General features: G+C 60.2%; 7 protein-coding genes and 5 pseudogenes. 5 read left to right on the top strand and 7 right to left on the bottom strand.

What is annotated here, in order from left to right:
- Nucleotides 1-88: 88 nt before the first annotated feature.
- The 3 genes and pseudogenes from LJU32_11745 to LJU32_11735 all read right to left on the bottom strand — a co-directional run bounded on the left by LJU32_11745 (nt 89) and on the right by LJU32_11735 (nt 2462).
- A pseudogene (locus tag LJU32_11745) lies at nt 89-937 on the bottom strand (carboxylate/amino acid/amine transporter).
- Nucleotides 938-1296: 359 nt separating this feature from the next.
- Nucleotides 1297-1896, bottom strand: coding sequence for an FMN-dependent NADH-azoreductase (locus LJU32_11740; GenBank protein WKV90724.1), 600 nt, complete (start codon nt 1894-1896; stop codon nt 1297-1299).
- Nucleotides 1897-2147: 251 nt separating this feature from the next.
- Nucleotides 2148-2462 carry a 3-phosphoglycerate kinase gene (locus LJU32_11735; GenBank protein WKV90723.1) on the bottom strand — a complete coding sequence of 105 codons (315 nt, stop codon included), beginning with the start codon at nt 2460-2462 and terminating at the stop codon, nt 2148-2150.
- A gap of 49 nt (nt 2463-2511) precedes the next feature.
- On the opposite strand from LJU32_11735, the gene LJU32_11730 reads away from it, so the two are divergent.
- The 4 genes and pseudogenes from LJU32_11730 (at nt 2512) to LJU32_11715 (ending at nt 6741) form a co-directional block, all read left to right on the top strand.
- On the top strand, nt 2512-3435 hold the full coding sequence (locus tag LJU32_11730; GenBank protein WKV90722.1) for a LysR family transcriptional regulator: 924 nt from the start codon (nt 2512-2514) through the stop codon (nt 3433-3435).
- Nucleotides 3436-3449: 14 nt separating this feature from the next.
- A complete protein-coding gene (locus LJU32_11725; GenBank protein WKV90721.1) occupies nt 3450-4253 on the top strand; it encodes an alpha/beta hydrolase in 804 nt (267 codons plus the stop codon).
- Between the two features lie 3 nt (nt 4254-4256).
- Nucleotides 4257-4821: pseudogene (locus LJU32_11720) on the top strand (peptidylprolyl isomerase).
- Between the two features lie 87 nt (nt 4822-4908).
- Nucleotides 4909-6741, top strand: a pseudogene (locus LJU32_11715) (ABC transporter ATP-binding protein/permease).
- 104 nt (nt 6742-6845) lie between these two features.
- On the opposite strand, the pseudogene LJU32_11710 reads toward LJU32_11715, so the two are convergent.
- Nucleotides 6846-7971, bottom strand: a pseudogene (locus LJU32_11710) (GNAT family N-acetyltransferase).
- Between the two features lie 281 nt (nt 7972-8252).
- Here LJU32_11710 and LJU32_11705 point away from each other — a divergent pair.
- On the top strand, nt 8253-9575 hold the full coding sequence (locus LJU32_11705) for a putative porin (protein WKV90720.1): 1323 nt from the start codon (nt 8253-8255) through the stop codon (nt 9573-9575).
- 143 nt (nt 9576-9718) lie between these two features.
- Here LJU32_11705 and LJU32_11700 read toward each other — a convergent pair whose 3' ends face one another.
- From LJU32_11700 to LJU32_11690, 3 genes and pseudogenes are all read right to left on the bottom strand, one after another.
- Nucleotides 9719-9955 (bottom strand): zf-HC2 domain-containing protein, encoded by a 237-nt coding sequence (locus LJU32_11700; GenBank protein ID WKV90719.1) that lies wholly within the window; start codon nt 9953-9955, stop codon nt 9719-9721.
- Nucleotides 9949-10559 (bottom strand): annotated as a pseudogene (locus tag LJU32_11695) (sigma-70 family RNA polymerase sigma factor). The gene LJU32_11700 and the pseudogene LJU32_11695 overlap by 7 nt, the downstream one beginning before the upstream one ends.
- A 134-nt stretch (nt 10560-10693) precedes the next feature.
- Nucleotides 10694-11815: a beta-ketoacyl-ACP synthase III gene (locus tag LJU32_11690; protein ID WKV90718.1), complete on the bottom strand. Its 1122-nt coding sequence runs from the start codon at nt 11813-11815 to the stop codon at nt 10694-10696.
- Nucleotides 11816-12209: the final 394 nt, after the last annotated feature.

Genomic DNA, 12209 nt, shown 5'->3' with positions numbered 1-12209 from the left:
AATGCAATGTGTCAGTCGATCCATACTTATCTGACCCAACGCCTTCGCGAGCAGGCTCGCTCCCACAGGGGTTATGCAGTGACCGGTTTTTTCGTACGCCCAGTCTGCTGATCCACACCGCTGCCAGAATCACACCCCCGCCGAGGAACAACCGCCCCAGTTCCTCATGCTGATTCCAGATCAGCAGATTCAACAGCAGCCCCACCGGCACATGCAGGTTGTTCATCACCGCCAGCGTGCCGCCGTTGACCATGCACGCGCCTTTGTTCCACCAATACAGGCCCAACGCCGTCGACACCAAACCGAGGAACAGCAACACCGCCCATTGCAGCGGCGCTTCCGGCAGGAAGTTCGACTTGCCGAACAACAGGAACGCAGGCAGCACCACCATTAACGCGCCGAGGTAGAAGTAACCGAAGCGCCGGTAATGTGGCAGATCGCTCGGATGCTTCGCCACCAGATGCTTGTACAAAACTTGCCCGGCGGCGTAGGTGAAGTTGGCCAGTTGTAGCAGCAGGAAGCCCATGAAGAAGTCCGGACTGATGCTGTCGAAGCGAATCACCGCTGCACCGCCCACAGCGACCAGCGCGGCAACCAATGCCCACGGATTGAAGCGGCGGTTCAGCGCGTCTTCGATCAACGTCACATGCAGCGGCGTGAGGATGGTGAATAGCAACACCTCCGGCACCGTCAGCACACGGAAGCTCAGGTACAGGCAGACGTAAGTCACACCAAACTGCAGCGCACCGATCAGCAACATGCCACGCATGAACGCCGGCTCTACCGAGCGCCAGCGCGTCAACGGAATAAACACCAGCCCCGCCAGCACCACACGCACCAGCACCGCAAAGTAACTGTCGACATGCCCGGCCAGGTATTCGCCGATCAGACTGAAGGAAAACGCCTGGATCAGCGTCACAAAAAGTAGATAGCCCATGCTCGCCTCGAAAATCGAATGGCGGCGACGATAGCGGGTTTTGCGCCAGACCGCGAACCCTCGAACAACACAAATCCCTGTGGGAGCGGGCTTGCCCGCGATGAGGAGTGTCAGGCAAGTATTTGTCGACTGACACTCCGCCATCGCGGGCAAGCCCGCTCCCACAGGGACTTATGTGAAATTCGGATGTGCAGTGTTCAGAAAAATCGCAGACAAAAAAAGCCCGATCTCGCTAAAGCGTTCAATCGGGCTACAGCACTCAGGAGCAAAAGTGCAAAGGGAGGTTCGATGCGCGTGGAACCTTGAAGGGGTTGCGCCAGGTCACTAGACCATCCAGCGATTATCTGGCGATTAACCGATCAAGCGACCTGAGACAATTTGGCGTTGGCCTGATTCAGGCCCTTCTCCTGGAAGTCACCGCCCAGGTTCATGCCCTCGGCATGGATAAAGGTCACGTCGTTGATGCCGATGAAACCCATCACCTGCCGCAGGTACGGTTCCTGATGATCCGCCGGACCACCGGCATACACACCGCCGCGAGCGGTCAGGACAAAGGCACGCTTGCCGCTGAGCAGACCTTGCGGGCCAGTCTCGGTATATTTGAAGGTCACCCCGGCGCGCAGCACATGATCGAGCCAGGCCTTGAGCGTGCTCGGGATCGCAAAGTTGTACATCGGTGCAGCCATCACCAGCACGTCGGCGGCAAGCAGCTCATCAGTCAATTGGTTGGAGCGGTCCAGGGACGCCTGTTCGCTGGCATTGCGCTGTTCGGCAGGCTTCATCCAGCCACCCAGCAAGTTGGCGTCCAGATGCGGCACCGGGTTCGCGGCGAGGTCACGCACGGTGATCTGATCGGCAGGGTGCGCGGCTTTCCACTGAGCGATGAAGGTCTGGGTCAATTGACGGGAAACCGAGTCTTGCTGGCGGGCACTGCTTTCGATGATCAGAACGCGGGACATGGTGTGTAGCCTCCATCCGAATATGTTGTAAGTCGATGGAGTGAAGGTTAAACAGAGTCGAATCGATGAAAAAGCGCAAATATCCGCTGTAACCCATCGATAAATTCGTTTATAAGCTAAACCCAAATACCCATGCGGGAGCGAGCCTGCTCGCGAAAGCGGAATGTCAGTCACATCATCTCTGGATGACACTCCGTCTTCGCGAGCAGGCTCGCTCCCACAATGGATCCACGGTGTTCACAAGACCGAGCTTATTTCGGGGTGCAGGTCAGTTTGATGCGCAGCTTGATGATTTCGCGGGTGAACTTGGCCGTGGCGTTTTTATGCTTGCCGGCCGGCACATCGATGCTGCGCGTGCGTGGTGCTTCCGGGCCGTTGCTGAACACCGCACGGCAGGTCGCGTCGACATCACCGTAGTTGGCCACGCGGATCGAGCCGATGTCGTTGTCGGTATCGAACGTCTCGAAGTCGATCTTCATGCCGTTGAGATCTTTCTGCACATCAATCGGATAGGCAAACGCGGTCAGCGGCAGCAGCGCCAGCACCACACAACAGAATTTTTTCATTCGGCAGTCTCCATGAGGGACGGCCAGCTTAGGACAAGAGGAGCTATTGATGAAAGCGCCCCGCGTGACCCTTGATCAATGGCGAACGTTGCAGGCCGTGGTCGACCACGGCGGATTCGCCCAGGCCGCCGAGGCCCTGCACCGTTCGCAATCATCGGTGAGCTACACCGTCGCCCGCATGCAGGATCAGCTCGGCGTGCCGTTGCTGCGCATCGATGGGCGCAAAGCTGTGCTCACCGAAGCCGGCGGCGTATTGCTGCGCCGTTCCCGGCAACTGGTGAAACAGGCCAGCCAACTCGAAGACCTCGCGCATCACATGGAGCAAGGCTGGGAAGCGGAAGTGCGGCTGGTGGTGGATGCGGCCTACCCAAGCGCGCGGATCGTCCGCGCCCTGACCGCGTTCATGCCGCAGAGTCGCGGCTGCCGCGTGCGTCTGCGTGAGGAAGTGTTGTCGGGCGTCGAGGAAGTGCTGCTCGAAGGCGTGGCGGATCTGGCCATCACCGGCCTGAGCATTCCGGGCTACCTGGGTGCGGAGTTGAGCGATGTCGAGTTCGTCGCCGTTGCCCATCCTGACCACCCGCTGCACCGGCTCAACCGCGAGCTGAGCTTTCAGGATCTGGAAACCCAGATGCAAGTGGTGATCCGCGACTCCGGCCGCCAGCAGCCGCGCGATGTCGGCTGGCTCGGCGCCGAGCAGCGCTGGACCGTCGGCAGCCTCGCCACCGCCGCGACCTTCGTCAGCAGCGGCCTGGGCTTTGCCTGGCTGCCGCGACACATGATCGACCGCGAACTCAAGGATGGCTCGCTCAAGCTGCTACCGTTGGATCGGGGCGGCAGCCGCAATTCGAGCTTCTATCTGTATTCGAACAAGGACAAGCCCCTGGGCCCGGCCACACAAATCCTAATCGAATTGTTGCGCACCTTCGACACCTTGCCGCTGGACGCACCGTTTGCCGCACCAGAACAAGCCTGACACGGAGTTCACCGATGGCGTATTTCGAGCACGAAGGTTGCAACCTGCACTACGAGGAATATGGCCACGGTGCGCCGTTGCTGCTGGTTCACGGGCTCGGCTCGAGCACCCTGGACTGGGAAATGCAGATCCCGGCGCTAGCTGCGCACTACCGGGTGATCGTCCCGGACATTCGCGGCCACGGGCGCTCGGACAAACCCCGCGAGCGCTACAGCATCGCCGGGTTCAGCGCCGACCTGCTGGCGTTGATCGAGCACCTGCGCCTCGGCCCGGTACATTACGTCGGGCTGTCGATGGGCGGGATGATCGGCTTTCAACTCGCCGTCGATCAGCCGCAGGCACTCAAGAGCCTGACCATCGTCAACAGCGCACCTCAGGTCAAATTGCGCACGCGCGATGACTACTGGCAGTGGTTCAAACGCTGGAGCCTGATGCGCCTGCTCAGCCTGGAAACCATCGGCAAAGCCCTCGGCAGCAAACTTTTTCCCAAGTCGGAACAGGCCGATCTGCGGCGGAAAATGGCCGAACGCTGGGCAAAAAACGACAAACGTGCTTATCTCGCCAGCTTCGATGCGATCGTGGGCTGGGGCGTCCAGGAACGACTTTCCCGGGTGTCCTGTCCAACGCTCGTCATCAGCGCCGACCGTGACTACACACCGGTGGCGTTAAAGGAAACCTATGTAAAACTGCTGCCGGATGCGCGGCTGGTGGTCATCGCCGATTCGCGCCATGCCACCCCGCTCGATCAACCCGAACGCTTCAATCACACGCTGCTGGATTTTCTCGCCACAGCCGACCTTCACTCTCAGGATCACTGACCCATGCTGAAAAAACTCGCCCTCGCCGCCGGCTCCGTACTGTTTGCCGCCAACCTGATGGCTGCTACCCCGGCCAAGGCGCCCCACGTGCTGCTGGACACCACCAACGGCCAGATCGAAATCGAACTGGACCCGGTCAAGGCACCGATCAGCACGAAGAACTTCCTTGAATACGTCGACAGCGGCTTCTACAACAACACCATTTTCCACCGCGTGATCCCGGGCTTCATGGCTCAGGGCGGCGGCTTCACCCAGCAAATGCAACAGAAAGAGACCAAGGCGCCGATCAAGAACGAAGCCAGCAATGGCCTGCACAACGTTCGCGGTACCCTGTCGATGGCGCGTACTTCCAACCCTGATTCGGCGACCAGCCAGTTCTTCATCAACGTTGCCGACAACGCCTTCCTCGATCCGGGTCGTGACGCCGGTTACGCGGTGTTCGCCAAAGTGGTCAAGGGCATGGATGTCGTGGACATCATCGTCAACTCGCCGACCACCACCAAACAAGGCATGCAGAGACGTGCCTGTCGACCCTGTGATCATCAAGTCGGCCAAGCGCATCGACTGAGTTTCACCGGGCATATCGAGCGGCGTGGGGCTGAGCCTGCGCCGCTCGCACTGATAAAGGAGAGCCCGGATTCCGGGCGGTTATCTGATGCTCTATCGCCGTTTCGAACAACTGATCGATATCTTCCGCGACGCCCCGACGGCGTCCCCGCCGGACCGCGTCTGGCCCTTCTACGTCTATTACCTGAAGCAGGTCTGGCCGAGTTTCGCTGCCCTGCTCGTCATCGGCCTGTTTGCCTCGTTGATCGAAGTAGCGCTGTTCAGCTACCTGAGCCGCATCATCGATCTGGCCCAAGGCACGCCCAACCCGAATTTCTTCAGCGACCACGCCCTCGAATTGACCTGGATGCTGGTGGTCGCTCTGGTGCTGCGACCGATCTTCTTTGCCCTGCACGACCTGCTGGTGCATCAGACCCTGAGCCCCGGCATGACCAGCATGATCCGCTGGCAGAACCACAGTTACGTGCTCAAGCAGAGCCTGAACTTCTTCCAGAACGACTTCGCCGGGCGCATCGCCCAGCGCATCATGCAGACCGGCAACTCGCTGCGCGACTCCGCCGTGCAGGCAGTCGATGCGCTGTGGCACGTGGTGATCTACGCGATCAGCTCGCTGGTGCTGTTCGCCGAAGCCGACTGGCGCCTGATGATCCCGTTGCTGACCTGGATCGTCGCTTACATCGGCGCGCTGTATTACTTCGTGCCGCGCGTGAAAGAGCGCTCGGTAGAGGCTTCTGACGCACGCTCGAAACTGATGGGCCGTATCGTCGACGGCTACACCAATATCGCCACGCTGAAACTGTTCGCCCACACCAACTTCGAACAGCACTACGCCAAGGAAGCGATCGAAGAACAGACCGTCAAAGCGCAAATGGCCGGTCGCGTGGTGACCAGCATGGACGTGGCGATCACCACCATGAACGGCCTGCTGATTGTCGGCACCACCGCCCTGGCCTTGTGGCTGTGGACGCAGTCGCTGATCACCGTCGGCGCGATTGCCCTGGCCACCGGCCTGGTGATTCGCATCGTCAACATGTCCGGCTGGATCATGTGGGTGGTCACCGGAATCTTCGAAAACATCGGCATGGTGCAGGACGGTCTGCGGACGATTTCGCAACCGGTCAGCGTCACCGACCGCGAGCAGGCCCAACCGCTGGCTGTCGCCTCGGGCGAAGTGCGTTTCGAGCACGTGGATTTTCACTACGGGAAGAAGCGCGGGATCATCGGCGACCTCAACCTGAACATCAAACCGGGGAAAAAATCGGTTTGATCGGCCCGTCCGGCGCCGGCAAATCAACCCTGGTCAACCTTCTCCTGCGCCTGTACGACGTCGAGGGCGGACGCATCCTGATCGATGGGCAGAACATCGCCGAAGTCGGCCAGGAAAGCCTGCGCGCACGGATCGGCATGATCACTCAGGACACCTCGCTGCTGCATCGCTCGATCCGCGACAACTTGCTCTACGGCAAACCCGACGCCACCGACGCCGAACTGTGGGAGGCGGTGCACAAGGCTCGCGCCGATGAGTTCATCCCGCTGCTGTCCGACGCTGAAGGCCGTACCGGTTTCGATGCGCATGTCGGCGAGCGCGGGGTGAAACTGTCCGGCGGTCAGCGCCAGCGCATCGCGATTGCGCGGGTGCTGCTCAAGGACGCGCCGATCCTGATCATGGACGAAGCCACCTCGGCGCTGGATTCGGAAGTCGAAGCGGCGATTCAGGAAAGCCTCGAGACCTTGATGCAGGGCAAAACCGTGATCGCCATCGCCCACCGTCTCTCGACCATCGCGCGCATGGACCGCCTGGTGGTGCTGGAGAGACGGCAAGATCGCCGAAAGCGGCACCCACGCCGAACTGCTCGCCCATCGCGGCTTGTATGCGCGGTTGTGGGCGCACCAGACCGGCGGGTTTGTCGGCATCGATTGAGTTACCCGCTTTCCACGATCGTTCCCACGCTCTGCGTGGGAACGATCAGCGTTAACTGACACACCGCCTTCGCGAGCAGGCTCGCTCCCACAGGGGATCTGGAACTAGGTTTGGCGATAAGGCAACGCTGTCCGGGCCTCTTCGGCATACGCCAGCACGCCGGCGCGCTCTTGCTGAAGGAAATCCTTTACCTCCGCTTTCAACCCCGGATGGCGCAGGTAGTGCCAGGAATGGGTGATCACCGGTTCAAAGCCGCGAATCAACTTGTGCTCGCCCTGCGCCCCGGCATCGAAACGCTGGATGCCATGGGCAATCGCGTAATCCATGCCCTGATAGAAACACGTTTCGAAATGCAGCCGATCAAACTCGGCCAGGCAGCCCCAATACCGTCCGTAGAAACTGTCGCCACCGACCAGACTGAACGCCATCGCCACCGGCCGTGAGGCCCTGTTTGGCCAGGACCACGCGAATCGCTTCGGGCATGCGTTCAGCCAGTAGACTGAAGAACTCCCGCGTCAGATACGGCGCCTGCCGCCGCACCGCGTAGGTGTTGGCATAGCAGGCGTAAACAAAGTCCCACTGTGCCTCGTCCAGCTCACGCCCCTGCAACCACTCGAACTCAAAGCCCTGCCCCGCCACTTGCTCGCGTTCCTTGCGCATCTGTTTGCGCTTGCGTGAGCTGAGGGCGTCGAGGAAATCCTGAAAGTCGCGGTAACCACGGCTCTGCCAGTGATACTGACAGCCGATGCGCTGCAGCCAGCCCGGCTGTTCCGCCATCGCCGCGTCGGTAAACGGATCGGTGAAGTTGATGTGCGCGCTGGAGAGCTCTTCGATCTGCAAATAGCCCGGCAGGCTTTTCAGCAACTCGAAACCGTCCTCCACTTTTGCCGCCAGCAAGCGCGGCCCGCTGACCGGACTGAACGGCACGGCGGTCAACAGTTTGGGGTAGTAATCGATGCCGGCACGGGCGCAAGCGTCGGCCCAGCCGTGATCGAAGACGTACTCGCCGTAGGAGTGCCATTTGCGGTAACTGGGCAGCGCGGCGATCAGTCGATCATCTTCGATATGCAGTAAATGTTCGGGCTGCCAGCCTGAATGCGGGCCGACACTGCCGCTGTCCTCCAGCGCGCTGAGGAAGGCGTGACGCAGGAACGGCTGGTTGTCCGGCACCAGCGCATCCCAGCTTGCCGGGGCGATTTCTGACAGGTCTTGCAGGCGTTGCAACGGCATTCACTGGCACTCCACAGCTTGGCGACAAAGCCCGGCGAGTATCGCTGATCGCGACCCGGTTGCACACGCTCAATCGGCCGACAGCGCTCTAGGTCGATAGTTCACGCTCGATACGCATCGTCATCAACCTGCCATCACTGTGCCACCGCTCTGTCATAAACCATCGCGATACTGGCGCCTGTTTTTAGAGCGCCGGGTTCTAACCCGGACACAGTTTTCCGGCCTTCAGGCCGGTTGTGCCCAGGATGGTTCAGCCATCCCCTTCATCTTCGGAGATTGCTATGCGTCTTGCTTCCACGAAAACTGCAGCGGCCCTGTGCGGCGGCTTGTTGCTGGCCATGAGCGTTCCGGCCAGTGCTGCAGTCGACGCCAAACTGCTCGACATGCTCAAGGCCAACGGGTCGATTTCCCAGGCGCAGTACATCGAGCTGCAAACAGAACTGGCCAAGGATCAGAAGGCTCAGCAAATCGCCCAACAGGCGCAGCAGGAAACCAACGAACAAGTGGCTGCGGTCGCGAAGAAGACCAACGAACAGAGCCTGTTCGACCAGAAACTGGCCTGGGCGGCCAAGACCCAGTTCAAGGGCGACGTACGTATCCGTCAGGAAACCATCAAGATCGACGGCGAGCCGAACAACGGCGGCCGCGACAAGGATCGCCAGCGCATCCGTGCGCGTCTGGGCGCCTACACCGAGATCAACCCGCAAGTAGACACCGGCATCCGTATCGCCACTGGCGGTGGCGACGACGCGCGCTCGACCAACCAGGATCAGGACAACTACTTCGACAAGAAGCAGATCTGGCTCGACCTCGGCTACATCGACTACCACCCGGATCAGATCAAGAACCTGCACGTGATCGGCGGCAAGATGCTGCAACCGTGGGTCAGCATGGGCGACGTGATCTGGGACAGCGACATCAACCCGGAAGGTCTGGCCGTTACCTACAAGTATCCACTGGGCGGTAGCGCCGAACTGTTCGGCAGCCTGGGTAACTACAACCTCAAGGACAACGTTGACGGCGACGGCGTGCAATTCCGCCACGACCTGCGCCTGACCGCTGGCCAGTTGGGCAGCCGCTTCAACATCACCGACAACCTAAAAATGACCTTGGGCGGCAGCGTCTACGCCTACCAGAACGACGAAGACAGCCGCTGCACCGGCACCTCAACGCCGTGCGCCCTGGCGGTCAACGGCAACTCGGCGAACAACGAATTCCGTCTGTATGAAGGGTTCAGCCAGATCGACATCGGCGGCCTGCCAATGCCACTGTCGTTCTACGGCCAGTACGTGAAGAACAACGATGCCGTGACCGATCAGGACACTGCATGGTTGCTCGGTGCCAAGTCGAAAGTGTTCGGTTTCAACCTCGACTACAACTATCGCGACGTGCAGCGCAACGCCGTGGTCGGCGCCTTCACCGACTCCGACTTTGCCAACGGCACCACTGGCTCGCGCGGGCACAAGTTCAAGGTCGGTTACGACATCGACAAGAACTTCGCCGTCGGCGCCACGTACTTCCTGACCAAGGCCGACTTCGCCAGCCGTGGCCAGCGCGATGCCGACGCCAACACCCTGCAGCTGGACGCTGAAGCGAAGTTCTAAGAAAACAGCTACAAGCTTCGAGCGACAAGCTGCAAGTCACCGCTCCCCTTGCGACTTGTCGTTCGAAGCTGATGTCCTGCAGCCCGGTGCAATGCCAGCGATCCCCATCATCCGTTCGCTGACGCTGCCCCGGGCTGACTCTTTCAAGGACTGTCGTCGCGCCTCTGCGCCGCCAGGCGTTCAGCCAAAGCATCCACTCCCTCTTCCGGTTTGTCCGGCATCGCCTTCAGGGTTGCCTGCATCACGCGCATCTGCCGCATGAAGCGCCGGCAGTTGGGGCAGAACAACAGGTGATGACGCACCATCAGCGTCTCGCGAAAGCTCAGTCGGCCATCGAGATAATCGCTGGATCGTGCCACTTGCTCCTTGCAGGTCAGCATTCTCCTGTCTCCTCAAAATGTTCCACGGTCGCAAAAACCTTCAAGCGTGCCCGGTGCAGCAGCACGCGGACATTGGAGAGCGAGATCTCCAGAAGATTACAGATATCTTCCAGCTCCAGCCCCTGGCGTTCGCGCAACAGCAGGACACTGCTCTGCAACTCGGACAGACTCAGCAACGTGTGTTCGAGGCATTCGCGCAGTTCGTTTTCGGTGAGCAGCGCTTCGGGGGTGTCCTGGTGCCAGGCGAACGGCGCGACCAGCCAGTGACCATCGCTGGATGAGAAGCGATCGTCACCGATGGTGCCGTGGGGCGATGGCAGGTCGTCGAGCAGGACTTCCCGGCGATTGAGTTTGTAGCGGCTCTTGGCCGAATTGGCGGTGATGGTCAGCAACCAGGTCTTGAGGCTGGAGCGGCCTTCGAAACTGGCCAGATGGCGCACCACCGACAGCCAGGCATCTTGCACCACTTCTTCGACATGACGCTGGCCGACAATCGCGTAAGCCACGGCGCGCATCGCGCTCTGATACGTGGTGACCAGTTCCTTGAAAGCCTTTTGCTCCCCGCCAGCAGGCGCGTGAGCAGTTGGTTGTCGTCAGCCGCCATCCATCAATCCCCTTGTCCGGACTTCGAAAATGAACGCGGCAGGTGTGCACCTGCCGCGATGTCCGAAAATTACAGCGTTTCAGCCGCTTCGAATGTAGGAAAGATCGACGCGATTAAGGGGAAATTAACCTGTTTCAGCGTTTGCGCAGCAACACGCTACCAATCGAGTAACCGGCGCCGAACGAACTGAGTACCGCCAGCGATCCTGAGGCCAGATCATCCTGATATTTGTGAAAGGCGATGACCGAACCGGCCGAGCTGGTGTTGGCGTAGCTGTCGAGAATCACCGGCGCTTCTTCTTCAGTGGCTTCGCGGCCGAGCAGCTTGCGCACGATCAGGTGGTTCATGCTCAGGTTGGCCTGGTGCAGCCAGAAACGCTTCACGTCGCCAACGTTGAGCTGGTTCTCTTCCAGGTGCTCGCCAATCAGCTCGGCGACCATCGGGCAGACATCCTTGAACACCTTGCGGCCTTCCTGTACGAACAGCTTGTCGCGGGCACCGATGCCCTCTTCTGCCGCGCGGTTGAGGAAGCCGAAGTTGTTGCGGATGTTGTTGGAGAACTTGGTCAGCAGTTTGGTGCTGACCACGTCGAACTGAAACTCGGAGGTCGCCAGATCCGCGCGCTCGATGATCACCGCAGTCGCGGCATCGCCGAAGATGAAATGGCTGTCGCGATCACGGAAGTTCAGGTGCCCGGTGCAGACTTCCGGATTGACCATCAGGATCGCCCGCGCCTGGCCCAGTTGCACGCTGTTGGCGGCGGCCTGGATGCCGAAAGTGGCCGAAGAACACGCCACGTTCATGTCGAAGCCGAAACCCTGAATGCCCAGTGCTTCCTGGACTTCGATGGCGATGGCCGGGTAGGCACGTTGCAGGTTGGAGCAAGCAACGATCACACCGTCGATATCGGCGGCGGTTTTGCCGGCACGTTGCAGGGCTTGTTCGGCAGCGCCGACAGCCATTTGGCACAGCACCGACCATTCATCATTGGAACGCTCGGGCAGGCGCGGGGCCATGCGCAGCGGATCGAGAATGCCGTCCTTGTCCATGACAAAGCGACTCTTGATGCCCGAGGCTTTTTCGATGAACGCAGCGCTGGATTCGGTCAGGGCCTGGACTTCGCCGCTGGCAATGGCCTCGGCGTTATCGGCGTTGAACTGGGCGACATAGGTATTGAAAGACTGCACCAGCTCTTCGTTGGAGATGCTGTTGGCCGGTGTGTACAGGCCGGTGCCGCTGATGACGACGTTATGCATGGTCGTTTCTCTAATCTGTTCAGGCAGAAAGTGCTGGAACCGTCGTACCAACACGCAAAGGGTCTATTCCCATCCGGGGGACGCAAACCTGGCATCGTTTTATTGCGCAGCGCGACACGGCGAAGGCTCTGGGTCGCGAAACGGCGGGTTATGGTGGCGAAGTTTGCCATAAACCCGAGGTTTTGGCGCCGTTCTCAAGCACAACTGCCATTCACTCTATGAACTCAACTCTGTGGCGAGGGATTTATCCCCGTTCGACTGCGAAGCAGTCGCTAACCCACCACGCTCGGTATCTGATGAACCGAGGCGTAGATTTTGGGGCGGCTTCGCCACCCAACGGGGATAAATCCCCTCGCCACAAAGACCACTTCCACAGGGGGATTGTGTATGGCTG

Origin of the sequence: Pseudomonas sp. B21_DOA (genome assembly GCA_030544685.1) — a bacterium.
In the GTDB taxonomy this organism is placed as follows: domain Bacteria; phylum Pseudomonadota; class Gammaproteobacteria; order Pseudomonadales; family Pseudomonadaceae; genus Aquipseudomonas; species Aquipseudomonas fluorescens_AO.
This window is presented reverse-complemented; position numbering and strand designations above follow the sequence as displayed.